Origin of the sequence: Humitalea rosea (assembly GCF_003253705.1) — a bacterium.
Classification (GTDB): Bacteria; Pseudomonadota; Alphaproteobacteria; order Acetobacterales; family Acetobacteraceae; genus Humitalea; species Humitalea rosea.
On record NZ_QKYU01000025.1, the window covers coordinates 18,737 to 43,952 of the forward strand.

General features: G+C 72.0%; 16 protein-coding genes. 13 read left to right on the forward strand and 3 right to left on the reverse strand.

The genetic code is table 11. The features are described from left to right. Positions 1-76 precede the first annotated feature (76 nt). The 5 genes from C8P66_RS18690 to C8P66_RS18710 are packed head-to-tail and all read left to right on the forward strand — an operon-like array spanning position 77 to position 6,357. A complete protein-coding gene (locus C8P66_RS18690; RefSeq protein ID WP_111399807.1) occupies positions 77-865 on the forward strand; it encodes an SDR family oxidoreductase in 789 nt (262 codons plus the stop codon). Next, positions 865-2,133 (forward strand): hydantoinase/carbamoylase family amidase, encoded by a 1,269-nt coding sequence (locus C8P66_RS18695; protein ID WP_111399808.1) that lies wholly within the window; start codon positions 865-867, stop codon positions 2,131-2,133. The genes C8P66_RS18690 and C8P66_RS18695 overlap by 1 nt, the downstream gene beginning before the upstream one ends. Continuing rightward, positions 2,130-4,220, forward strand: a complete 2,091-nt coding sequence (locus C8P66_RS18700) for a hydantoinase/oxoprolinase family protein (protein WP_245903671.1) — start codon at positions 2,130-2,132, stop codon at positions 4,218-4,220. Before C8P66_RS18695 ends, C8P66_RS18700 begins: the two co-directional genes overlap by 4 nt. Beyond that, the gene (locus C8P66_RS18705) at positions 4,220-5,869 is read left to right on the forward strand and encodes a hydantoinase B/oxoprolinase family protein (RefSeq protein WP_211314200.1); all 1,650 of its coding nucleotides are present in this window, start codon (positions 4,220-4,222) and stop codon (positions 5,867-5,869) included. The genes C8P66_RS18700 and C8P66_RS18705 overlap by 1 nt, the downstream gene beginning before the upstream one ends. Continuing rightward, positions 5,866-6,357 carry a YaiI/YqxD family protein gene (locus C8P66_RS18710; protein ID WP_111399810.1) on the forward strand — a complete coding sequence of 164 codons (492 nt, stop codon included), beginning with the start codon at positions 5,866-5,868 and terminating at the stop codon, positions 6,355-6,357. Before C8P66_RS18705 ends, C8P66_RS18710 begins: the two co-directional genes overlap by 4 nt. On the opposite strand, the gene C8P66_RS18715 is transcribed toward C8P66_RS18710, so the two are convergent. Both C8P66_RS18715 and C8P66_RS24770 read right to left on the reverse strand, forming a co-directional pair. Next, a complete protein-coding gene (locus tag C8P66_RS18715; RefSeq protein WP_111399811.1) occupies positions 6,354-7,511 on the reverse strand; it encodes a BaiN/RdsA family NAD(P)/FAD-dependent oxidoreductase in 1,158 nt (385 codons plus the stop codon). The two genes, C8P66_RS18710 and C8P66_RS18715, sit on opposite strands and share 4 nt — an antisense overlap. A 40-nt stretch (positions 7,512-7,551) precedes the next feature. Then, positions 7,552-8,316: a CatB-related O-acetyltransferase gene (locus C8P66_RS24770; RefSeq protein WP_111399812.1), complete on the reverse strand. Its 765-nt coding sequence runs from the start codon at positions 8,314-8,316 to the stop codon at positions 7,552-7,554. A 548-nt stretch (positions 8,317-8,864) separates the two neighbouring features. Here C8P66_RS24770 and C8P66_RS18730 point away from each other — a divergent pair. The 6 genes from C8P66_RS18730 to C8P66_RS18755 all read left to right on the forward strand — a co-directional run bounded on the left by C8P66_RS18730 (position 8,865) and on the right by C8P66_RS18755 (position 22,526). Beyond that, a complete protein-coding gene (locus C8P66_RS18730) occupies positions 8,865-10,316 on the forward strand; it encodes an N-acyl-D-amino-acid deacylase family protein (RefSeq protein ID WP_111399814.1) in 1,452 nt (483 codons plus the stop codon). Positions 10,317-10,382: 66 nt separating this feature from the next. Further along, positions 10,383-12,359 (forward strand): DUF4139 domain-containing protein, encoded by a 1,977-nt coding sequence (locus tag C8P66_RS18735; RefSeq protein ID WP_111399815.1) that lies wholly within the window; start codon positions 10,383-10,385, stop codon positions 12,357-12,359. Between the two features lie 83 nt (positions 12,360-12,442). Beyond that, on the forward strand, positions 12,443-13,372 hold the full coding sequence (locus tag C8P66_RS18740; RefSeq protein ID WP_111399816.1) for a hypothetical protein: 930 nt from the start codon (positions 12,443-12,445) through the stop codon (positions 13,370-13,372). Positions 13,373-13,385: 13 nt separating this feature from the next. Further along, positions 13,386-14,210 (forward strand): cellulose synthase operon protein YhjQ/BcsQ, encoded by an 825-nt coding sequence (locus C8P66_RS18745; RefSeq protein WP_111399817.1) that lies wholly within the window; start codon positions 13,386-13,388, stop codon positions 14,208-14,210. An 11-nt stretch (positions 14,211-14,221) separates the two neighbouring features. Further along, positions 14,222-18,745, forward strand: coding sequence for a UDP-forming cellulose synthase catalytic subunit (gene bcsA / locus C8P66_RS18750; protein WP_158537308.1), 4,524 nt, complete (start codon positions 14,222-14,224; stop codon positions 18,743-18,745). 4 nt (positions 18,746-18,749) lie between these two features. Continuing rightward, positions 18,750-22,526: a cellulose biosynthesis protein BcsC gene (locus C8P66_RS18755; protein WP_245903672.1), complete on the forward strand. Its 3,777-nt coding sequence runs from the start codon at positions 18,750-18,752 to the stop codon at positions 22,524-22,526. Positions 22,527-22,549: 23 nt separating this feature from the next. Here C8P66_RS18755 and C8P66_RS18760 read toward each other — a convergent pair whose 3' ends face one another. Continuing rightward, positions 22,550-22,990, reverse strand: a complete 441-nt coding sequence (locus C8P66_RS18760) for a M20/M25/M40 family metallo-hydrolase (protein ID WP_111399820.1) — start codon at positions 22,988-22,990, stop codon at positions 22,550-22,552. 71 nt (positions 22,991-23,061) lie between these two features. Here C8P66_RS18760 and C8P66_RS18765 point away from each other — a divergent pair, with 71 nt between their 5' ends. Further along, positions 23,062-23,802 carry a metallophosphoesterase family protein gene (locus tag C8P66_RS18765; RefSeq protein WP_111399821.1) on the forward strand — a complete coding sequence of 247 codons (741 nt, stop codon included), beginning with the start codon at positions 23,062-23,064 and terminating at the stop codon, positions 23,800-23,802. A gap of 4 nt (positions 23,803-23,806) precedes the next feature. Then, positions 23,807-25,198, forward strand: coding sequence for a serine/threonine protein kinase (locus tag C8P66_RS18770; protein ID WP_111399822.1), 1,392 nt, complete (start codon positions 23,807-23,809; stop codon positions 25,196-25,198). Positions 25,199-25,216 lie beyond the last annotated feature (18 nt).

Here is a 25,216-nt window from a genome sequence, read left to right on the forward strand (position 1 = left end):
ACGATAGCGCGTGTGGCGCGGGTTGCCATGGGGCGGGGGCCGGTGCAGTCACAGGGTCAGAAAAAGGGAGTTGGTCATGGATCTCGGTCTGAAGGGTAAGCGCGCGCTCGTCATGGGCGCCTCAAAGGGTCTCGGCCGTTCGATCGCCGATGCGCTGGCGGCTGAAGGCGTTGCGATCGCCGTCTCTGGCCGCGAGCAGGCGAGCCTGGATGTGGTGGCCCAGGCGCTGCTGGCGCTCGGCGCCGAAAAGGCCGTCGGCATCCCCGCCGATGTCGCCTCGGGCGCCGATATGGACAAGCTCGCCGATGCCGCGGTCGCGGCCCTGGGCGGCGTCGATATCCTGGTGCTGAACCATGGCGGCCCGCCGCCCTGCACCGCGCTGGACATGACCGAGGCGGATCTCGTGATCTGGTTCCAGCGCATCGTGCTCTCGCCGATCCGCATCGCCATGCGCCTGCTGCCCGCGATGCGCGCCCAGAAGTTCGGCCGCATCATCACCATCGGCAGTGCCGGGATGCAGCAGCCGCTGCCGAATCTGGCGCTGTCCAATACCCTGCGCGCGGCCATGGTCGGCTGGAACAAGACCTTGTCCAACGAGGTCGCCGCCGAGGGGATCACCTGCAACATCATGGCGCCGGGCCCGATCGTGACCGATCGCACGCGGCAGATGGCGACCGGCCAGGCGACCAAGGAAGGCAGGTCGGTCGAGGAGGTGATCGCGGAGCGCGGCAAGACCATCCCGGCCGGACGCTTTGGCGCGGCCGATGAGTTCGGCCCGCTCGGCGCCTTCCTGGCCAGCCCCAAGGCCGCCTACATCACCGGCAGCGTGATGCGGGTCGAGGGCGGCATGGTGAAGCACGTCTGATGAGCCGGTCCAACCTCGCCCCCGATACCGCCTTGGCCGAACGCCTGTTCGACGCATTGCGGGTGGAATCCTTCGATGGCGTCGGCGTGACGCGCGAAGCCTATGGCCCCGGTGAGCGCATGGCGCATGCGCTGGTGCGGGATGCGGCGGAGGGGTTGGGCCTCGACTGCATGGCCGATCCGGTCGGCAATCTGCACATGGTGCTGCGCGGCAGCGATCCGCAGGCCAAGCGGATCGTGCTCGGCAGTCACCTGGACAGCGTGCCGCAGGGCGGCAATTTCGATGGCGCGGCCGGGGTCCTGGCCGGGCTGGCGGCGGTCGCGGGCCTGCGTGCCGCCGGGATCACGCCGCGCTGCGACGTCGCGGTGATGGCGATCCGGGCGGAGGAGGCGGGGGCCTGGTTCCCCACCTCCTACCCCGGCAGCCGGGGGGCGCTGGGGCGGCTGCCGGCGGCCGAGCTTGCGATCCGCAACATGGTGACCGAGCGCACGCTGGCGGAGCACATGCTGGAGGAAGGGTTTGACCCGGGCTTCGTCGAGCGCGGGGACCGCGTCTATGGCCCCGACAACGTGCAGGCCTTCGTCGAGGTGCATATCGAGCAGGGCCCGGTGCTGGATGCGATGGAAATTCCCGTCGGCATCGTCAACGGCATCCCCGGCAGCCGGCGTCTGCGCAACGGCAAGGTGCATGGGGAATGGAACCACTCCGGCGGCACCCCGCGCCGCTACCGCGCGGACGCCGCCGTGGCGTTGGCCGAGTTGGTGATGGGCATGGATGACGCCTGGGGCCGGCTGGATGCCCAAGGGCACAGCCTGGTCTGCACCTTCTGCACCATGGCGACGGCGCCCGAGGCGGGCTTCACCAAGATCGCCGGCGAGGCGAGCTTCATGCTCGACATCCGCAGCGTGCGGCCGGCCAGCGTCGATGCGATGTTCGACGAGCTGGCGCGGTTGGTGCCGGCGATCGAGGCGCGGCGCGGCGTGCGCTTCGAACTCGGGCTGGAGAGCGGCAGCACCGCCGCACCCATGGATGCCGGGCTGCGCGCTGGGCTGGCCGAGGCCGCGCGCGAGGCCGGTGTGAGCTATCTCGATATGGCGTCCGGCGGCGGGCATGACGCCGCCGCCTTCGCCGCGGCGGGCGTTCCCGCCGCCATGCTGTTCGTTCGCAACCAGAACGGCAGCCACAACCCCCATGAGGCGATGCGTATGGAAGATTTCGATGCGGCCTGCCGCGTGCTGACGCGCTGGCTGGTGGAGCAGGCGGCGTGAGCGGGTCCGCTCTGCCCCGGAGCGATGTGCGTCTCGCGGTCGACATTGGCGGCACCTTCACCGATCTCGCCCTGGAGCGGGACGGCGAACGCTGGACCCACAAGGTCCTGACCACCCCGCATGCGCCGGAAGAGGGCGTGCTGGTCGGCGTCACCGCCGTGCTGGAACGCGCCGGGCTGACGGCGGCGGATGTGACGCTGCTGATCCATGGCACGACGCTCGCGACCAATGCGATCATCGAGCGCAAGGGGGCCAAGACCGGCCTCATCACCACCGAGGGCTTTCGCGATGTCCTGGCCCTGGGCAATGAGAGTCGCTACGACCAGTACGATCTGAACATCACCTTGCCGCAGCCGCTGGTGCCGCGCCGCTGGCGCGTCGGCGTGCCGGAACGGCTGGACAATGAGGGCAAGATCCTGCTGCCGCTGGATGCGCAGGCGGTCCGCGACCAGGCGCTGTTCCTGAAGTCCGAGGGCGTCGAGGCGCTGGCGATCGGGTTTCTCCACGCCTTCGTCAATCCGGTGCATGAACGCGCGGCCGCCGATCTGGTCCATGAGGTCTGGCCGGAGGTCGCGATCTCGCTCTCCTCCGACGTCTCGCCGGAAATGCGGGAATGGGAGCGGTTTTCGACCACCGTCGCCAATGCCTATGTGCAGCCGCTCATGGCGAGCTATTTGCTGCGCCTGCGCGACGGCTTGCGCGGGGCCGGGCTGACCTGCCCGCTGTTCCTGATGCTGTCCGGCGGTGGGCTGACGACGCTTGAGACCGCGGCGCGCTTCCCGATCCGCCTGGTCGAGAGCGGGCCGGCAGGGGGGGCGATCTTCTCCGCCTTCGTCGCCCGCCAGCGCGGTTTCGATCGCGTGCTGAGCTTCGACATGGGCGGCACCACCGCCAAGGTCTGCCTGGTCGATGATTTCGCGCCGCATGCCGCGCGCACCTTCGAGGTCGCCCGCGTCGGGCGCTTCCGCAAGGGTTCCGGCCTGCCGCTGCGCATCCCCGTCATCGAGATGGTGGAGATCGGCGCCGGTGGCGGCTCGCTCGCCCGTGTCGATGGGCTGGGGCGTATCCAGGTCGGGCCGGAAAGTGCGGGCGCCATGCCCGGGCCGGCCTGCTACGGCCGCGGCGGCACCAAGCCCGCGGTGACGGATGCGAATTGCCTGTTGGGGCGCTATGATTCCGCGTGCTTCGCCGGCGGCACCATGGCGCTGGACGAGGCCGCGGCGGCCCGCGCGATGACCGCGGCGGTCGGCAGGCCGCTCGGGCTTTCGGCCGAGATGGCGGCCCTCGGCGTGGTCGAGACGGTGGATGAGAACATGGCCAATGCGGCCCGTGTCCACGCCATCGAAAGCGGCACCGGCTATGAGGGCCGCGTGCTGATCGCCTTCGGCGGCGGTGGCCCGGTGCATGGCTATCGTGTTGCTCAAAAAATCGGGGTGAAGCGGGTGCTGGTGCCTTCCGGCGCCGGCGTCGGCAGCGCGATCGGGTTTTTGCGCGCGCCGGTGGGGTATGAGGTTGTTCGCAGCCTGTATCAGCGGCTTTCGCGTCTGGATTTTTCCGCTGTGAATAGGCTGCTGGCCTCGATGCGCGATGAGGCGCGGGGCGTCGTCGATCTCGGTGCCTTTGGCGCCGAGGTCATCGAAAAACGCATCGCCTTCATGCGCTATGTCGGCCAGGGGCATGAGATCGCGCTGGCCTTGCCGGTGCGGGAACTGACCGCCGCCGATGCCGGTGAAATCCGCAAGGCCTATGAGGCGGAATACGCGCGCTTCTACGATCGTGCGGTGCCGGGCAGCGATATCGAGATCCTGTCCTTCGCCGTCACCGTCGCGACCCCGACCGAGGCGCTGGACCCGATCGCCGAGGTCGCGGACATGCCGGCGCCCGCCGCCAGCGGTTCGCAGCAGGTGCGCGATACGGTGACGGGCGAGGTGTCCGCCTGGGCGGTCTATGATCGCGCGACACTGGTGCCGGGGGCGCGCGTGGAAGGTCCCTGCATCGTCGCGGAATCGGAAACGAGCACCTTGGTCGGGCCGGGGTGGTCTTGCCGGATGGATGGCTTGGGATATCTGGATTTGGAGCAGGCATGATGAACGCTCTCGAAAAGATCCAGCGCCAGATCCAGTGGAACCGCCTGATCGCGGTGGTCGAGGAACAGGCGCAGACCATGATCCGCACCGCCTTCAGCACCACGGTGCGCGAAGCGGGCGATCTCTCGGCCGGCATCTTCGACCTGCAAGGGCGGATGCTGGCCCAGGCCGTCACCGGCACGCCGGGCCACGTCAATTCCATGATGGAATCGGTGAACCACTTCCTCGCCAAATTCCCGGCCGGGACGATGAAACCCGGTGACCACTACATCACCAACGACCCCTGGCTCGGCACCGGGCATCTGCACGATCTGACGGTGGTGACGCCCGCCTTTCATGACGGCAAGATCGTCGGCCTCTTCGCCAATACCGCGCATGTCATCGACGTCGGCGGCCTTGGCATGGGGCCCGAGGGGCGCTCGGTGTTCGAGGAGGGGCTGTATATCCCCATCGTGAAGTGTTTTTCGGAAGGCAAGCCGAACGACACCTTCTTCGATTTCTTACGTGCGGGGACACGGACTCCTGCGGAGCTTGAGGGCGACGTCTATTCCCTCTGCGCCTGCAATGACGCGGGGGCGCGCCGCCTGGCCGAAATGATGGCCGAATTCGCCATGGCCGGCCTGGATGATCTCGCCGGCTTCATCTTCGACAGCAGCCTGACGGCGACCTTGGCCGAGATCGCCAAGCTGCCGCGCGGCGCCTGGTCCAGCAGCATCACCTCGGATGGCTATGAGAAGCCGGTGACCCTGCGCGCGAAGGTGACCGCGGCGGATGACCACATCGAGGTCGATTTCGCCGGCACCGACGGGCTCTCCTCGCGCGGCATCAACGTGCCGGCGGCCTATTGCCGCGCCTATACCTGCTTCGGGTTGAAGGTCGTGATCGCGCCCGAGATCCCGAACAACTGGGCGAGCCTCTCGCCCTTCCACATCACCATCCCCGAAGGCTGCATCCTCAACGCGCCGCGCCCCTATCCCGTGTCGGTGCGCCATGTCGTGGGGCAGTTGCTGCCCGATCTGATGATGGGCTGCCTGCATCAGGCGGTGCCGGATCGGGTCGTGGCGGAAGGCTCCTCCTGCCTCTGGAATCCGCCCTTGCGCGGGGGCGCCCAGGTCAGCGGCCAGGGCGCCGAACTGCCCGACTTCGAGGTCATCACCTTCAACTCCGGCGGCACCGGGGCGCGCGCGACGCAGGATGGGCTGGACGGCACCGCCTTCCCCTCGGGCGTGCGCACCATGCCGGTGGAGGCGACCGAGAACGTCGCCCCCGTGGTGTTCTGGAAGAAGGAGCTGCGCGCCGACAGCGCCGGCGCCGGCAAGACCCGTGGCGGCTTCGGCCAGATCATGGAAGTCGGCGCCAAGGGCGATGCCGAATTCGCCATCAACGCCATCTTCGACCGCGTGGCCAATGCGCCGCGCGGCCGGGCCGGCGGTGGCGACGGCGCGACCGGCTGGGTCGGGCTGACGGATGAGACCGTGCTGCGCACCAAGGGCTTCCAGACCATCGCCAAGGGCAAGCGGCTTCGGCTGCTGCTGCCGGGCGGCGGTGGCATGGGCGACCCGACGACGCGCGACGCGGCGCTGGTCGAACGCGATGTCGCCGATGGCCTGGTTTCCCCGGCGGCCGCGAAAGCTCTCTACGGCCGGTGAGCGAGCTCTACATCGACGCGGATGCCTGTCCGGTACGGGACGAGGCCTTCCGCGTCGCCTTCCGGCTGGGGCTGCACGTGCATGTCGTCTCCAACGGCGCGCGCGGCATCCTGCTGCCGGAGAATCCCCTGGTGCACCGCGTGATCGTGTCGGAGGGCGCGGATGTGGCCGACGACTGGATCGCCGACCGCATCACCGCCGATGATGTCTGCGTCACGCAGGATATCCCCTTGGCCGCGCGCTGCCTGGAAAAGGGCGCGCGCGCGCTGACCTCCAAGGGCCATCTCTGGACCGCGGCGAATATCGGCGGCGCGCTCGCCGGCCGCGCCGTTGCCGAGCATCTGCGCAGCACCGGCGGGCGCACCGGCGGCCCGGCGGGCATGACGCCGGCCGATCGCTCGAATTTCCTGTCGGCGCTGGATACAGCGTTGCGCGCGGCGATGCGCGGCCCCGTGCCGGTGATGAAGCTGCCGCCGGGCGGGTTCTAGACCGCGAGCCCCGCCGCCCAGCCGCTCGCCCAGGCCCACTGGAAATTATAGCCGCCGAGCCAGCCGGTCACATCCACCGCCTCGCCCACCACGAACAGCCCCGGCACCGCGCGCGCCTCCATGCTGCGCGACGACAGCCCGGCGGTATCCACGCCGCCGGCCATCACCTCGGCCTTGGCATAGCCCTCGGTGCCGGAGGGGGTGAGCGTCCAGGCGTTGATCCCGGCGGCGATCCGGGCGAGGTCCTTGTCCGGCATGTCGGCCATCCCCCGCTTCGGCCCCAGCACATCCGCGAGCCTGGCCGGCAACATCCCGCCGAGGATGGTCGCGACCTGCGCCTTCGGCCGGGCGCGCTTGGCCGCCAGCAGCGCCGCCAGCACATCGACGCCGGGGACGAGGTCCAGCGCGATCTCGCTGCCCGGCACCCAGTAGGAGGAGATCTGCAACACCGCCGGCCCCGAAACGCCGCGATGGGTGAAGACCATGCCCTCCCGAAAACTGGTGCGGCCGTGGCTGGCCGCGACCTCCAGCGACAGGCCGGAGAGCGGGCGCATGATCTCCAGCGCCTCGCCCTGGAAGGTCAGCGGCACCAGCGCCGGGCGCGTCGGCGCGAGGCCGAGGCCGAAGCGCCGCGCGACCTCCAACGCGAAGCCTGTCGCCCCCATCTTCGGAATCGCGAGCCCCCCCGCCGCCAGCACCAGCGACGGCGCGGTGAAGGGGCCATGGTCGGTGCTGACCACGAACCCCGCCGCGACATCGGTGACGCGGTGGCCGAGGCAGACCTCCACCCCCGCATCGCGGCATTCGGCCATCAGCATCGCCACGATCTGCCGCGCCGAGCCATCGCAGAACAATTGCCCCAGCGTCTTCTCGTGCCAGGCGATGCCATGCGCATCGACCATGTCGATGAAATCGCCCGAGGTGAAGCGCGCCAGCGCCGAGCGGCAGAAGGCGGGGTTGGCCGAGAGGAACCGTTCCGGCACCACTTCGCGATTGGTGAAGTTGCAGCGCCCGCCGCCGGAGATGAGGATCTTGGCGCCGGGATGGTCGAGATGCTCGATCACGGCGACCTTGCGGCCGCGCCGTCCGGCGGAAATGGCGCACATCAGCCCGGCGGCGCCGGCGCCGATGATCAGGGCATCATAGGTTCGCATGCCGCCATGTCCCGCATCGGGGCCACGGCGGCAAGGGAGATCAGGTTGCCTGCATCCGCGCCAGGTCGGCGGCGGTGACGGACATGCCTTCGATCCTCTTCGCGGTACCGCTGTTGATCGCCTTGCGGGCATGGGCGATCCAGGCGGCGATGTCGGCCGGCGGCACGTCGAGGAAATCGAAGATGTGATAGTCCCACCAGCGCAGATCCAGCATCGCCGCGATCGTCGCCGCGTCGAAGCGGTAGCGCAGCAGCCTGGCGGGAACGCCGCCCATGATCGCATAGGGCGGCACATCCCTGGTCACGACCGCGCCGGCGCCGATGATGGCGCCATCGCCGATGGTGAGTCCGGCCCGCAGGACGGCCTTGCCCCCGATCCAGACGTCATGGCCGATGCGGGTCAGCGGCCGCGCCTGATACCGCCGCGCGGCGAAGGGGGCGGGTTGGCCGAATTGCCTGACGTAGTGGTCGAGCCAGCCCTTGAACTGCGGGTCCATCCCAAGGGTGGAGGTCGAGAACCAGTCGGTCGGATGTTCGAACTGCCCGATCCAGACCTCGGAGGCGAGCGAACAATACCGGCCCAGCTCGAAATGGGCGAAGAGCCCGCCGTTGCAGTAGGAATAGGCACCGATCCTGAAGGGGAAGGCAGAGCTGAGCGAGGCGTCGCAGGATGAGGGCCGCTCCAGCACCGTGTCCGAATGCAGCTGGGTGGCACCGGCGAGGCGGGGGTAGTTCAGGCCAAGCTCGCGCATCTTTCCCAGCAGCGCCTGGTTGATGGTGAGGGGAATCAGCTGCGGCTGCGGCATCACGCCAGGGTCCCCCGCGCAACGGGGCGGAAGGCGTCCTCGCTGCCGATGTGCTTGCGGGGGTCCCAGGGGCCCCGGAGCACGCCTGGGCAGATCGCGTCATCGGCCTGGGCGTGGGTGCGGCCCGCCAAGAGCGGGACCAGGCCGGCACCCAGTGTGGCGCGACACGCAAGCTGGCACATGTGACTGGTCTCCCCTGGGGATGGCCGCTGCCGGGCCGTCGGCGGGAAGCCTGCTATCATTGGCCTCCCCTGGGAAGCTTCGCCACCTCATCAGGTGAGGCGGCGTGGCCCGGAAGGCTCGATCCCCGTGCTGCGCCGGTGATGTCCGGGCTGCCCATGGTGCCGGGCGGCCGCCGCCGCCGCGCCAGCTACCGCCGCGACATTCGGCCGAGGCCCAAAATGGCGATGGGGGCAGGGCGAAGGGGGGCAGGGGAGACAGGCCGACAAACTATCGGCCGCATCCGGCCATGCAATCGCCCCCGACCGGCTTTCGCGCGAGGGCATCGGGGGCCAGAATGGGACATCTCTTTTTCAAGGACCCGCCCCATGGCTCTTCGATGCGACCTCATTGTCCGCGACGTCACGCTGTTCGACGGGACGGGCGGGCCGCGCCGGATCGGCGATGTGGGGGTGACCGGGGACCGCATCACCGCGGTCGGCGATCTCTCCGGCGCCAGCGCCGACCGGGAGGTGATCGGCACCGGCCGCGCCCTCGCGCCAGGCTTCATCGACGCGCATACGCATGACGACCGCGCCGTGCTCTGCGGCCCCGCCTGCATGACCTGCAAGATCAGCCAGGGTGTGACCACCGTCGTCGTCGGCAATTGCGGCGTCAGCCTCTCGCCCGCCCGCTTCAAATCAGCACCGCCGCCGCCGCTCGACCTGATCGGCGCCGAGGGCTGGTGGCGCTTCGGCGATTTCGGCGATTACGCGCGGGCGTTGAAGACCCAAGGCTCGGAGGTCAACACCTATGCCCTCGTCGGCCATCAGACCATGCGGGTCGAGGCCATGGACGGCGACGTGATGCGCCCGGCCAAGGATGGCGAGATCGCGTTCATGCACAGCCGGCTGAAGGCCGCGCTGTCCGAGGGCGCCTCGGGCTTCTCCACCGGCCTCTACTACCCGCCCAACATGCATGCGACGACCGAGGAGGTGATCGCGGTCGCCGAGGCGCTGCGCACCACCGGCGGCATCTATTCCACGCATATGCGCGACGAGGCCGATCGCGTCTGCGCCTCGATCGAGGAGAGCTGCAAGATCGGCAAGCGCGTCGGCGTGCAGGTCCATATCAGCCACCACAAATGCTCGATGCCGGAGAACCACGGCCGCAGCACCCAGACCCTGCCGCTGCTCGAGGCCTATGCCGCGAGCCAGCCGCTCGCCTTCGACATGTATCCCTATCCCGCCGGCTCCACGGTGCTGATGCCCGAGCGCGTGCGCGACGACACCCGCATCATGATCACCTGGTCGGTGCCGCATCCCGAGATGGCCGGGCGGGACCTGAAGGACATCGCGCGCGGCTGGAACACCGACATCAAGGCCGCCGCCGAACAGCTTCTCCCCGCCGGCCAGATCACCTGGCAGATGGATGAGGAGGATGTGCAGCGGATCATGGCGCATCCGCTGTCGATGATCGGCTCGGACGGCATCCCGCATGACGCGCATCCGCATCCCCGCCTCTGGGGCACCTTCCCGCGCGTGCTCGGCTATTACTCGCGCGGCCTCGGGCTGTTCAGCCTGGAGACGGCGATCCACAAGATGACCGGCCGCACCGCCGAGACCTATGGCATGGTCGATCGCGGGACGATCAAGGTCGGCAATTTCGCCGATCTCGTGCTGTTCGACGCGAATACGGTCATCGACCTCGCGACCTTCGAGACGCCGAAGATCATGAGCGAGGGCATCGAGGAAGTCTGGTCCAATGGCGTGGCCACCTTCCGCAATCGCGAGGCGACGGGCGAGAAGCCGGGCCGCCTGCTCACACGCAACCGTGAGTAAAGCGCTGGCGCCGAAGATGGGTTAAGCTGCGGGTAATCTCATCTGCAATAAGGGATGCCTGTTTTCATGCGCCTGAGCCTCGCTTTCCTGCTTGCCCTGAACCTGCCCGCGCTCGGCGCGGAACTGCCGGTGCGGGCCATCACCCTGTCCTCGGCCGGGGTGGTGCAGGTGGAGCGGGCGGGCGAGGTCGCGGCGGGGGAGGCGGCACGGTTCCGCCTGCCGCTCGGCGATGTCGATGATCTGCTGCGTTCGCTGACCGTCGCCGACCCGGCCGGGGCGGTGATCGGGCTGCGCCTGCCGGCCCAGGACCTGGCCGCCGAGGCGTTTCGCGGCCTGCCGCTGCGGGCCGAGGATTTCGACACCCGGGCCAGCCTGCTGAACGCGCTGCGCGGCCAGAACGTCACGGCCGGCGGCACCGAGGGCCGCATCACCGAGGCCGCGGAGACCGAGGCGAGCGGGCTGCGCCTGAGCCTGCTGACCGCCGAGGGCTTCCGCAGCATCATCCTGCGCGAGGGCGATGCGGTGCGCTTCGCCGATCCGACCCTCGGGCCCCGCATCGCCCGCGCCGCCGAGGCCGTGGCCGCCGCGCGCGCGGCGGATGAGCGGGAAGTCACCGTGGACCTCGCCGGGCAGGCCATGCGCGAGGTCAGCCTGAGCTATGTCGCCGGCGCCCCGGTCTGGAAGCCCTCCTACCGGCTGTTCGTGCCGCCGACCGGCCCGGCCGCCGAGGCGCGGCTGCAGGCCTGGGCGGTGGTCGAGAACGCGACCGGCAGCGACTGGTCGGAGGTTGCGCTGACCCTCGTCTCCGGTGAGGCCGCGGCCTATCGCCAGACGCTCTACACCCCGATCCGCCCCGCGCGGCCGGAGATGCCGGTGCGGGTGGCCGAGGCCGTGTCGGTGCAGGCCGATACCGGCCCGCGCCCGGCCCCGCCGCCGCCGCCCGCGCCCGCCGCGATGGCGATGTTCCGCTCTGCCCCCGGCGCGGCCGCCCCGGCACGCGCCGCCGAGATCGCCGCCCCCGCCGCGCCCGCGATCGCCGAGGCTTCCGCCGGGCGCGTCGCCTTCCGCTTGCCGCAGCCCGTGACCCTGCGCGGCGGGCAGACCGCGAATTTGCCGTTCCTGGACCTGACCCTGCCGGCGCAGCGGGTCTGGTGGATCCAGGATCTCGCGGCGCGGCATCCGCTCTCGGCCGTGCGCGTCACCAATGCCGGCGACAGCACGCTGCCGGATGCGCTGGCCAGCGTTTTCGCGGCGGGTGAGGGCGGCTACCTCGGCGATGCCGAACTGCGGGCGCTGGCCCCGGGCGAGCAGCGCCTGCTCGCCTTCGGGCGGGACCGCGATGTGCTGGTGACGGCCGGCGGCGGCCAGGTGGAACGGCCGCTGCGGGCGGAACGGCGGCGCGGCGCCTTCCTCATCACCCTGCTGCGGCGGGAGGAGGTCTCCCTCGCGCTGGACCCCAAGGGCGCGACCGGCACCTTGCTGATCGACGTGCCGCGCCGGCCCGGCATGACCCCACGCTTCCCCGTGCTGGCGGAGGGCGATTTCGGCCTGCGGCACGAGGTGGCGCTGGATGGCGAGCCCAGCGGCGTGACCCTGGCCTTCGAGCGCGAGGCGACGACGGAGATCGCGCTCTGGGATGCCGGGCTCGGCGATCCGCGCCTGATCCCCTGGCGCGGCCTGAATGTGGAGCAGAACCTGCGCCGCCTGCCCGGCGGGCCGGGGACGCTGGAGGCGTTGCGCGACATCGCCGCCCGCATGCCCGCCGACGCACCCGGCCGGGCCGAGATCACCGCCGCCGTCGCGGGCCTCGGCGAGGCGCGGGCCTTGCTGGATGTGGTGCGCGGCGCCCTGAAGGAGCTGGCGACGGCCGAGGCCGCCCTGGCCCGCGCCCGCCAGGCCGCCGAGGACCGCAGCGGCCCCGAGCGCGAGGCGGCACGGCGCCGCCTGAACGAGGCGAGCCTCGCGGTCGAACGCGCCGGGGCGGCGGCCGATGCAGCCTGGAACGCCTGGGCCGGCAAGGCGCAGGCCTTGACCGGCGGTTAGCCGGGCTGGATGCGCGCGGGGCGCGCGCCAGCCGCCCCGTGAAACGGTATGCTGCGAATCGAGAGAGAAGGAATGCGCGTAAGGTGGAGCGGGAGATCGGCAATCTGGCCAAGGCCTGTGGCCTGAACGCCGTGCGCTACATCGCCTATCCGGCGGTGGAGTTCGACGCCATTCCGCTCGTTCCGCCAGATGAGGTGCCAGAGGAGGCGCCAGAGGAGGCGCGGCAGCCGGCCGTCGCGGAAGCGCCCATGGCGGCGCCCGAGGCACCGCCCCCCTCCGCGCCGGTTTCGCAGCCCGCCCCAAGCCCCGTCGCCAGCCCCGTCGCCAGCCCCGTCGCCAGCCCTGGCGTGGCATGGCCGGAACCGACCGCGCCGGCCCCGCCCCGCGCCGCGCCGCCCATGGCCCCCCCGCCCGCCTGGCCGCCGCCGCAGGTCTGGACCGCCCCTGCTGCCGCGCCCGCATGGCCGGCGCCGGCCCATTCGGCGCCGCCCGGCTATCCGCAGCCGGCCTATCCGCAGCCGGCGCATCCGGCGGCCGGCTATCCGTCACCCTCTTATCCGCCCGCCGGCGCCCCCGCCCCTGGCTACCCGGGCGCCGGCTACCCCCCGCCCGGATACCCGGGCTACCCGCCGCCGGGCTACCCGCCCGCGCCGTATCAGCCGCCCCAGCCGGCGCCGCCCCAGCCGGCGCCGCCCCAGCCGGCGCCGCCCCAGCCGGCACCGCCCCCGGCCGCGCCGGCCTCGGCCATGGCGCGGCTGCACCGCGCGGGCATGCCGGCCGGCCGGCCCCATGGGCAGAGCTTCGCGCTGGTCGATGAGGCAGCGGCAACCCTGGCCGCCCCGCTGCCCCCCGCGGCCCCCCCCCAGGACGCCGAACCCGCCCCCCGCCCGGCCCCGCGGCGGCGGTCGCGCGCGGCCGCGCCGGGGCCCCTGGCGCAACCGCCCGCCGAACCGCCGGCCGCGCCGCAACCACCGGCCCGGCCGCCGCGCCGCCGCGCGCCGCCGAACCCATGACGGGCCCACCGCCATGCCGTTGATCGCCTTCACCTCGCCCAAGGGTGGGGTCGGCAAGACCACGCTCACCGCCCAGATCGCGGCGATGCTGGCGCGGCGGGGCCATGCCGTGCTGGCGCTGGACCTCGACCCGCAGAACGCGCTGCGCCTGCACCTCGGCCGCCCGATGCGGGAGGATGCGGGCTTCATGGTGGAGCTGACGCGCCGGCCCGCATGGCGCCAGGCGATGCAGCCGACGGCATCCGGCGTCCAGCTCCTGGCCCATGGCGCCGCCGACCAGCGCCGGGCGCTGGAACTCGGCGTCGCATTGCTCGACCATCCGGAGCTGCTGGTGGCCCCGGTGCGGGACATGCTGGCGGACCCGCAACAGGTCGTGCTGGTGGATACCCCGCCTGGCGCCAGCGCCGCGCTCTCGGCCCTGGCGCCGCTGGCGGATCTTCTGGTCGTGGTGCTGCTGGCCGATGCCGCCAGCGCCTCGCTGGTGCCGCAGGTCGCGGGCGGGCGGCAGCTTGGGCGCGGCACCCTGGCCGCGCGCATGGCCGAGCGGTCCGTGGTGGTGCTGAACCAGGTCGATCTGGACAGCCCGCTGAGCCGCACCGTCATGGACATGTCCGTCGCGGCCTTGGGTGAGCGGCTGATCGGCGCGGTCTGCCGCGACGAACGCGTGGCCGAGGCCCTGGGCGACAAACGCCTGCTGGCGGATGAAGCGCCGGGCTTCGGCGGCGCCGCCGAGGATCTTGTTCTGCTGACCGACGCGATCGCGGCGATGGCGAGGTTGCCGCCGCCCGGACGCCCGCGCGGCGCCCGTCCGGCGCTGCTCGATTGGGGATTTCGTTGATGTCGATGGCCTTGTCCGAAACCCCCCCGCTGTTCGGCCGCATCCTGCGCGCGGTCTGCATCATCCTGGGTGTGCTGCTGGCCTTCGCCATCGTCACCGTGCCGATGGATGCGGAGGGGCAGACCATCCTCACCCTCGTCGGCATCGGCGCCTTCCTGGTGATCAACCGCAGCAAGTCCAAGCGCGCGGGGCTGGTGCTGGTGGTGCTCTCCATCGTCATCACCACGCGCTATCTGTTCTGGCGCCTGACCGAGACCCTGGAATTCGACAGCCTGTGGCAGGTGCTGCTGGGCACCGGCCTGTTCCTCGCGGAATGCTACGCGGGGCTGCTGCTGGCCTTGTCCTACATGCAGACGGCCTATCCCTTGCAGCGCAAGCCGGTGCCGATGCCGACCGATCCCGCGAGCTGGCCGGACATCGACGTCTACGTCCCCTCCTACAACGAAAGCCTGGAGCTGGTCCGCCCCACGGTGTTCGCCGCGATGAACATCGACTGGCCGCGCGACAAGCTGAACGTCTGGATCCTGGATGACGGCCGCCGGCCGGAGTTCCGCGAATTCGCCGAGCAATGCGGCTGCGGCTACATCATCCGCCCCGACAACCTCGGCGCCAAGGCGGGCAACATCAACCACGCGCTGAAGCACACCAAGGGCGAGTTCATCGCGATCTTCGACTGCGACCACGCCCCCACCCGCAGCTTTTTGCAGATGACGGTCGGCTGGCTGCTGCGCGATGCGCGCATCGCGCTGGTGCAGACGCCGCACCACTTCTACTCGCCCGACCCCTTCGAGCGGAACCTCGCGCGGAAAATCCAGGTGCCGAACGAGGGGCTGCTGTTCTACGGCGTCATCCAGCAGGGCAACGACCTGTGGAACTCCGCCTTCTTCTGCGGCTCCTGCGCGGTGATCCGGCGCTCGGCGCTGATGGAGGTCGGCGGCGTGCCGCATCAGACGGTGACGGAGGACTGCCACTGCTCCTTCCTGATGCAGCAGAAGGGCTGGCACACCGCCTATCTGCGGGTGCCGCTGGCCGCGGGGCTCGCGACCGAGCGCCTCGCGCTGCACATCGGCCAGCGCGCGCGCTGGGCGCGCGGGATGCTGCAGATCATGCGGCAGGAGAACACGCTCTTCGCGCCGGGCCTGAAATGGGTGCAGCGGCTCTGCTACTTCATGGCCGGGTTTTCGTTCCTGTTCTCGCTGCCGCGCATCGTCTTCCTGACCTCGCCGCTGGTCTATCTGTTCCTGGGCGAGAGCATCATCGCGGCCTCGCCGCTCTCCATCATCGCCTATGCCGGCAGCCACATGTTCCACGCGATCGCGACCACGGCGCGGATGAACGGGCGCAACCGCCATTCCTTCTGGTCGGAGATCTATGAGGCCTCGCTCTGCGCCTCGCTGCTGCCGATCACCATCGCCACCCTGTGGGACCCCAGAAAGGGCAAGTTCAACGTGACGGACAAGGGCGGCACGCTCGATGAAGGCTATCTCGACCTGCGCGCGGTGACGCCAAGCCTGATCCTGCTGGGGCTGCTTTCGGTGGGCTTCATGATCGGGCTCTGGGGCACCTTCTCCAACCCGGTCGGCTCGCTGACCTTCCAGGCCTATCTGCTGAACACGATCTGGGCGGGCATGGCGCTGATCCCGGTCTCGGCCTCGATCGCGGTCGGGCGGGAGCGCGAGCAGGGCCGCAACCGCGCCCGCGCGCCGGCCGAGATCCCGGCCGAGCTGATCCAGGCGGATGGCGCGCGCGTCGCCGCGGTGACGATCGACATCTCGCTCTCCGGCGCGCGGCTGACCATCGCCCGCCCGCTCGGCATCGCCGATGGCGACACGCTGCGCGTCGCCTTCTCCAGCTTCGGCGAGGTCATCGAATTGCGTGCCAAGGTTCTGCATTGGGAGGGCGACCAGGCCTTCCTCATCTTCCATATCGACACGCTGGCGGAGGAGGGCGCCGTCTCCCGCCTGTTCTTCGGCCGCCCCGACGCCTGGCTGCACTGGGATCATTGGCCGCAGGACAGGCCGCTGAAGGCCCTGGCGGAGGTGGTCCGGGCCACCGCCGCGGCCGTGTTCGTGAACTATCGCTTCGGCGTGGTGAAGAAGAAGGCGGGGGCGGCCAAGGCCCCGGCCAAGGTGGCGCCGCAGCGCGTCTCCGATGTGGTGATGCCGAAGCGCCCGGCGAATACCAGCGCCAAGCCGAGGGTCGCCGCGGCCCTCGCGCTGGCGCTGCTGGCCGCCCCGGCCACGGCCCAGGTGCCCGGCCAGGCCCCGTCCCCAACACCGATCCCCTTCGCGATCCCCGCCGAGCGTCCGGCGGTGCCGGCCCCGCCATCCCCCGCCGCCCAACCCTTAGCCCCCGGCCAGCCCTTCGCCCCCGGCCAGCCTTTGCCGCCCGGCGCGCGGGAGGCGCGGCTGCTGCTGCGCGACCTCGGGCTGCGCAGCCCGATGCAGCTGCGCGGGATTTCCGACCTGCAGGGCGTGCTGTTCGGCCTGCGCGCGGATGAGGTGGTCACGGCCGGTCGCCTGTCGGTGATGGGCGGGGCCTCGCCCTCGCTGATCGCCTCGCTGTCGCAGATCGCCATCACGCTGAACGAGCAGTCGGTGGGGGTGATCCCGCTCGACCCCGCGCGGCAGACCTTCGGCCCGGTTGGCTTCGACCTGGACCCGCTGTTCTTCGCCGAGATCAACCGGCTGAACTTCCGCTTCGCCGGGCGCTATGCGCTCGAATGCAACGATCCGCTGTCCGGGCTGCTCTGGGCCACCATCTCCGACCTCTCGACCCTGTCGCTGCGGATCGAGCGCCTGCCGCCGGTGCGCGACCTCGCCAGGCTGCCCGAGCCGCTGTTCGACCGCCGGGTGCTGCAAGGTGCTCTGAACCTGCCCGTCATCCTGCCGGAGACGACCGGCCCCGCCGGGCTGCGCGCCGCGGCGATCGTCGCCTCCTGGTTCGCGGTGCAGGCCGATTATCGCGGCGCGACCTTCCCGGTGGAACGCGCGGTGCCGGCCCAGGGCAATGCCGTGGTCATCGCCGTCGGGCCCGATGCCGTGCCGGGCCTCAGCCTGCCGCGGATCGAGGGGCCGACGCTCGCGATCCTGCCCAGCCCGACCGATCCCTTCGGCAGCCTGTTGGTCATCGCCGGCCGCACCGAGCAGGAGGCCGCCGCCGCCGCCTCGGCGCTGGCGGCCGGCCGGGCCGGGCTGTCGGGCGCGATCGCGCGGGTCGCGGCGCCGACATTGCCGGTGGCGCAGCCCTATGCCGCCCCGCGCTGGCTGCGGACCGATGGGCCGGTGCCCTTCGGCCAGATGGTGGACCGGTCGGAATTGCAGGCCTCGGGCTTCTCCTCCGGCACCATCCGGATCCCGGCGCGCACGGCGCCCGACCTCTACACCTGGCGCAACCACGGTCTGCCGGTGCACCTCGTGTGGCGCTCGCCGCCGGGGCCGGTCGCGGATGTCGCGACCTCGCGGCTCGATGTCGGTATCTCCAACACCTATCTGCGCTCCTTCACCCTCGGCGAGCCGGCGCTGTGGTGGCCGCTGCAATGGGCGATCGATCGCACCATCGGCGGGTTCGAGACGCATGAGGGCCGCGTCACCGTGCCGCCCTATCTGCTGCTCGGGCGGGACGAGCTGCAATTCCGCTTCGACATGAGGCCGATGGCGCGCGGCGATTGCACCGCGGTGCCCGCCGATGTGCGTGCGGCGATCGACCCGGAGAGCACCTTCGACATCAGCGGGGCGCATCGCTACGCGCGGATGCCGAACCTCGGCTTCTTCGCCAGCAGCGGCTTCCCCTTCACCAAATACGCCGATCTCTCGGGCACCGCGGCGGTGCTGCCGGAACGGCCGAACACGATCGAGACCGGCGCCTTCCTCGACCTGATCGGGCAGTTGGCGATCGAGGTCGGCGCGCCCGCGACCGGGCTGCAGGTGGTGCATCCGGGCGGGTTGAACGGCGTCGCGGGGCGGGACCTGCTGGTGGTCGGCACGCTCGGGCGCCAGCCCGCCTTGGCCGGGCTGATGCAGAACAGCCCGGTGCGGGTGGAGGGCGACCGCCTGACCCTGGCGCTGCCCGATGCGTTGCAGCGGGTGCGGACGCTGTTCCTGGACGCGCCGACCATGGAGGAGCGGGTGCGGGCCACCACGGCCCTCGGCGATGTCGGGGACGGGATGGGCGCGCTGCTCGGGATGGAGAGCCCGTTGCAGGCCGGGCGCTCCATCGTCGCGGTGACCGGCGTGACGCCGGCCGCGGTCGCGGCCATGGTCGCGGCGCTGCGCGATCCGGTGCAGGGGCCGCTGATCCAGGGTGATGTGGCGCTGCTGACCGGCGGCACCGTCTCGTCCTATCGCACCGCCGCGACCTATGGGGTCGGCGAGTTGCCGCCCTGGCTGATGGCCCAGGTGTGGCTTGGTGGCCACCCGTGGCGGACCGCCTTGGTCCTGCTGGCCTCAGCAGCCTTGATTGGGATTCCTTTCTTCTGGATGCTGAGACGGCGTACCGCCACGCGGCTGCGCGCCCGCACACCGAAGGGGCATTGACGTGATGCGCACCACCAGGGCCGGCCTGCCGATCGCGCTGACGCTGCTGGGCCTGCCCCTGGCCGTGCTGCCGGTTGCGGCCCAGGCCCAGCTCCCCCCGCCCGCATCCCTGACCGCGCGCCCCAGTTCCGGGGCCGTGGATGTGCTGGTCCGGCGGGCGGAGCGCTGGCTGGATCAGGATCGCGCCGATCTTGCCGCCTCGGAGATCGAGCGGGCCCAGGCCGCCGATCCGAACAACCCCGCCGTGCTCGCCGTCGTCGCCCGGATCGCGGCGGCGCGCGGCGACCGCGATGCCGCCGCCGCCGCGCTGCAGCGCCTGCGCGCCCTCGGTGGGGGCGACAGCCCGGCACAGCAGGAGGCCGAACAGGCGGTGCGCCTCGCCGTCATCGACCGTGGCGCGATCGAGGAAGCCCGGCGCCTGGCGCGCGAGGGGCGCGCGGTCGAGGCGGTGGCCCGCTACCGCGGCGCCTTCGGCCCCGGCACCCCGCCCGAGCCCTATGCGCTGGAATTCTACCAGACCCTGGCCGGCACCGAGACCGGCGCCGAGGAGGGGCGTCGGGGCCTCGCCCGGCTCGCGGCCCGGCCCGGCGCCAACAATCGCGCGCGCCTGGCCAATGCCCAGACCCTGACCTACGACCCGGCGACCCGGGCCGAGGGCATCCGCCTGCTCGCCGCCCTGGCCGCCCAGCCGGATGTCGCCGCCGAGGCCCGCCGGGCCTGGAGCCAGGCGCTCGGCTTCGCCGGCAATGACCCGACGGCGGTCCCGCAGATGGAGGCCTTCCTTCAGCGCTTCCCCGATGATGCCGAGGTCAGGCGCCGGCTGGAGACCGCCCGCGCGGTCCCGGTCGCGGCCCCCGACCCCAGCGCCGACCTGCGCCGCGAGGGCTTCGCGCGGCTGGAGGCGGGCGCCTTGCAGGAAAGTGCGGCGCGCTTCGAGGCGGCGCTGGCGGTCAATCCCTCCGACGCCGATGCGCTCGGCGGCCTCGGCATTTTACGCCTGCGCGCGGGGCGGCCAGCGGAAGCGCGGACGCTGCTGGAGCGCGCCATCGCGCTCGCCCCCGCCCGCGCCAGCCAATGGCAGCCGGCGCTGGATGGCGCCGCCTATGGCCAGGAGCTGACCGATGCCCGCACGGCCCTGCGCCGCGGCGATACCGAGGCCGCCGACACCCTGCTGCGCCGCGCGCTGCAACGCCAGGTCGAGGACCGCACCGATGCCGAGACCCTGCTCGGCGAGGTCACCCTCCGCCGGGGCGATGCGCCCGGCGCCGAGCAGCGGTTCCGCGCCGCTTTGGCCCGCCGTCCGGGCTTCGGCCCCGCCGTCGCCGGGCTGAACCAGGCGCTGCGGGCGCAGGGGCGCCTGTCCGAGATCCGCGAGCCGCCGCGCGCCCGCGCCGAGGCCGCCGCGCCGCAGGATACCAGGGTCACCCAATTGCGCGCCGAGGCCGCGCGCAGCCCCGATCCCGGCGTTGCCATCGCCCTGCTGCGCAGCGCCGTGGAGCTTGCGCCGAACGATCCCTGGACCCGGCTCGACCTCGCGCGGGTGCTGCGCCGCCAGGGGCGCGACGCCGAGGGCCGCGCGCTGGTGGAGGAGCTGGCCGCGCGCGAACGCAGTGGCGGCGATGCGACCTACGCCGCAGCACTTTATGCCGATGAGGATGGCCGGCCCGGCGATGCCGAGGCGTTCCTCGCCCGCATCCCGCCGGGGCGGCGCAGCGCCGATATGGCGCGGCTGTCGGCCCGGACCCGGACGCAGCGCGACGTCGCCCAGGCGGTGGCGCGGCTGCCGCTGGCGGGGCCGGAGGGGCGGCAGGGCCTGCTGAACATCGCGGCGCGCCCCGATCCGACCGGCGCCACCGGGGCCGCGGTGATCCGCGCGCTTGGCGAGGCCGGCGATGGCCCCGGCGCGGCCGAGGCCGCCCGCGTCGCCCAGGCGGCCAATCGCAACGCCGGGCCGACGGCGCGCCTCGCGCTGGCCAGCGCGCTGCTGGGCGCCGGGCAGGATGGCGAGGCGATGGCGCTGGCCGGCGTGCTCGACGGCATGCCGCTGTCCAACGACCAGCGGCGCGATGTCGCCGCGCTGCGGGCGGGCATCGCGATCCGCGCCGCCGACCAGTTGAACGAGGCGGGCGAACAGGCCCAGGCCTTCGAGCGGCTGCGCCCGGTGCTGACCAGCGAGCCCGACAATCCCGAGGCGCGGCTGGCGCTGGCCCGGCTCTACCAGGGCGCCCGGCGCCCGGCCGATGCGCTGCGGGTGGCCGAGGCGCTGCTGGCGCGCGATCCGCGCAACCTCGCCGCGCGGCAGAGCGCGATCGAGGCCGCCGTGGCCATGGGCGATCGCCGCCGCGCCGAGGCGCTGCTGGCCGAGGCCCAGACCCTGGCCCCGCGCGACAGCCGCGTGGCGCTGCTGGATGCCCGCGTGGCGCGTGCCTTCGGCGATGAGGCGCGGGCGCGGCGGATCCTGCTGGCCGCGGCGACGCAGCGCGATGCCGAGCTCGGCCGTGCCCCCGCCGTGGGCGTCGCCCCCGGGGCGGGGGTGAGCCTGCCGCGGGGGGCAGCACCCGAGGGGTTGCAGAATCCCTTCCAGCGCGCCGGCGCGGCGCCCCTCGTCCAACTGGCCGGGGGCATCGTGCCGCAGATGCCGCGCGATGCCGTGGCGCGGGAGATCGCGCAGGAGCTGGCGCAGCTCCAGACCGAAACCGCGAGCCGCTTCACTGCCTCGGCCACCGGCCGCGCCCGGTCGGGCGATCCGGGGCTGGACCGCTTGCGGGAAATCGCCGTTCCGCTGGAAGCCGATATCGCCGCGGGCCGCCTCGGCGGGCGGATCACCGCGACGGTGACGCCGGTGATGCTGGATGCCGGGCAGCTCGAAACCACCTCGGCCAGCAATGCGCGGCGCTTCGGCAGCAACGCGCTGGGCGGCGCCAACGGGGCCGGGGATGGCACCGCCACGGGCGTCGGGCTGGGGCTGGCCTATGCGCGCGGCGACAGCTTTCGCGTCGATATCGGCAGCACGCCGCTCGGCTTCGAGACCACGCGCATGGTCGGGGGCATCGAGGTGGCGCCGCGCCTGAACGAGCGGCTGCGGCTGCGCGTCACCGCCGAGCGCCGTGGCGTCACCGACAGCCTGCTGTCCTGGTCCGGGGCGACCGATCGCCGCACCGGCACCACCTGGGGCGGGGTGGCGCGGACCGGGGCGCGGGGGCAGTTCGAGCTGCCGGTCGGGCCTGGCTACATCTATGCCGGCGGCGGCTATTCGGTGTTCGAGGGCGATGGTGTCGCCGACAACACGCGCGTCGAGGGTGGCGCCGGCTTCTCCTACCCGGTGTACCGGGAGGGGACGGATGAGATCTCGACCGGCGTCGATCTGGTCTATCTCGCCTATGACCAGAACCTGCGGTATTTCACGCTGGGCCATGGCGGGTATTACAGCCCGCAATCCTATGCGGCGCTGAATGTGCCGTTGGATTACCGCGGGCGGTCGGGTGACTTCTCCTACCGGCTCGGGGCCACGGCGGGCTACGCGACCTCCCGCGAGGATGCGACGGCGGTCTTCCCGAATGATCCGGCGTTGCAGGCGCGGCTGGTGGCCTTGGGGGCGGGCGATGCGACGATCGTGACCCGCTATCCCGGCCAGTCGCAGACCGGATTCGTGGGCTCGCTGCGGGCGGATCTGGATTATGCGGTGACGCCGAACATGACGTTCGGCGGGCAGGTGCGCTTCAGCAAGGCGTCGGATTTCGACGAGACGCGGGTGCTGCTGCGGTTGCAGAACCGGTTTTAGCCCGCGGGAACGGCTGACGCGGGTCAGGGCGTCAGCACCACGCGAACATCGAGCTGGCCGCTCGCGAATGTCTTCGCCTCGCGCATCCCCGCATCCGATTCCGCCGGGTGGCAGTAGATCGCGGCATCGGCGCGCATCCCCGCATGCACGCCGCGCGCGTGGCGCTTGCTCGGTGTGCTGGTCAGGATCGCGTCGCCCCGCGGCGTCAGCCCGGCGGCGCGGAGGGCGCGCGCCGCCTCGACCATGGTCGCGACGCCGGCCAAATCATCGGCGATGCCCCAGCCATGCATCCGCCCCGGGTCGATCGCGCCGGCGAAGGGGTCATGGGTCCAGCTTCCGATCCCGGCCACCGGCTCGCCATCGGGATGGGCGAAGAGACCAGGCTGCGACCCCCGCCGCTGCCCTTCAGCGTGGCGGTGACGGCCTCGCGCTCCTCCGGGCGCGGCCCCCCCCCCCCCCGCGATGTGTCAATGACAAGGCGGCCACATGGCGCCTCGGCGGTGGTGGGGGCCGGGCGTGGCTGCTAGCCTGCCCCATGCGGATCGCGCTCTTCACCGATATCCATGGCAACAGGCAGGCGCTGGCCGCCTGCCTGGAGCATGCCGCGCGGCAGGGGGCCGAGCGCCACGTCTTCCTCGGCGATATCGTGGGCTATGGCGGCGACCCGGCCTGGTGCGTGGCACAGGTGATGCGGGAGGTCGCCGCCGGTGCCGTAGCACTCCAGGGCAATCATGATGCGGCGATCGCGGCCGGCATCGCCGGGCTGAACGGCGTCGCCGCCGCCGCCATCGAATGGACCCGGTCGATCCTCTCGCCGGCGGCCAGGACCTTCCTCGCCGAACTGCCGCTGCTGCATGAGGAGGAGGACCGGCTCTACGTCCATGCCGATGCCTCCAACCCCGGCGCCTGGCGCTATGTGATGGATGCCGAGGATGCCCGCCGCAGCATGGATGCGACATCGGCGCGGATCACCCTCTGCGGGCATGTGCACAGCCCGCGGCTCTATGGCCTGTCCGACACCGCCAAGCTGACGGTGTTCCGCCCCCCGGCCAATGAGCCCATCCCGCTGCTGGCGCGCCGCCGCTGGCTCGCGGTGCTGGGCGCGGTGGGCCAGCCGCGCGATGGCGACCCGGCCGCCTGCTACGGGCTGCTGGACACCACGGAGCCGAGCTTGACCTGGGTCCGCGTGCCCTATGACGTGGCGGGTGCCGCCTGCGCGATCCGCGCGGCCGGGCTGCCGGAGCAGCTCGCAACGCGGCTGGCACTGGGGCGATGACAGCATGGTCCGACGGCGACTGACCCCCGGGGCCGTCATCGACGGCTTTACCCTGGGGGAGGTGGTGCACAAGGGCGGCATGGCGATGCTGCTGTCGGTGACGCATCCCGACCACGACCTGCCGATGCTGATGAAGGTGCCGCTGCTGTTCGAGGGCGAGGACCCCGCCGCCATCGTAGGCTTCGAGATGGAGCAGATGATCCTGCCCCGCCTCAAGGGCCCGCATGTGCCCCGCTTCATCGCCACCGCCGGCTTCGACGCGCAGCCCTATATCGTGATGGAGCAGGTGGACGGCGTCTCGGCCGATACCCTGCTGCCGCGCTGCCCGCTGCCGGTGGAGGAGATCGCCGCATTCGGCGCCGCGGTCGCGACCGCGCTGGCCGATCTGCACGCGCAGCAGGTGGTGCATCTGGATATCAAGCCGGCGAATATCCTGCTGCGGCCGGATGGCTCGGCGGTGCTGATCGATTTCGGCCTGTCCCGCCACGACCGGCTGCCGGATCTGATGCAGGAGGAGTTCCGCCTGCCCTATGGCTCGGCGCCCTACATGGCGCCGGAACAGGTGCTGGGCGAGCGCGGCGATCCGCACAGCGACCTCTTCGCGCTGGGGGCCGTGCTGTACCAGCTCACCACCGGCGTCTGGGCCTTCGACAATGAGCAGCGGCTGCCGGCGATGAAGCGGCGGCTGTGGCGGGACCCCGAGCCGCCCCGCCGCCGCCGGCCGGACTGCCCGCCCTGGCTGCAGGAGGTCATCCTGCGCTGCCTGGAGGTGGACCCGGCGCGCAGGCATCCCACGGCGGCGCAGCTCGCCTTCGACCTGCGCCACCCGGACCAGGTGATGCTGACGCCGCGGGCGCAGAAGCTCGCGCGCGACGGGCTGGCGGCGGTGCTGAAGCGGCGCTTCAACCCGGACCCGATGGCGCCGCGCCCGGCCGGCGCCTCGGCCCAGTTGGCCGCCGCCCCGATCATCGCGGTGGCCATCGAGCTCCCTGCCGCCTCGGGCGCGCTGGATGAGGCGATGCGGCGCGCGGTGGAGCGCATCATGGCGACGGTGCCGGAGGCGCGCGTGGCCTGCCTGAACGTACTGCGCACCAGCCTCCTCAGCATCGACACCACGCTCGATGCGGCGGGGGAGAACCGGCACGTCCAGCGGCTGGTGGAGCTGCGCCACTGGGCAGCCCCCCTGCGGCTGGAGGAGGAGCGCCTGACCTTCCATGTGCTGGAGGCGCTGAGCCCCGCCGCCGCGATCCTGGAATATGCCGAGGCCAACCGGGTTGACCATCTGATCCTGGGCGCCCGGCCGCATTCGATGCAGCGGCGCCTGCTCGGCAGCGTCTCGGGGGAGGTCGCGGCCTGGGCGCCCTGTTCGGTCACGGTGGTGCGGGCGAAGGCGTGAGGCGCGCCCCGTGGTGTC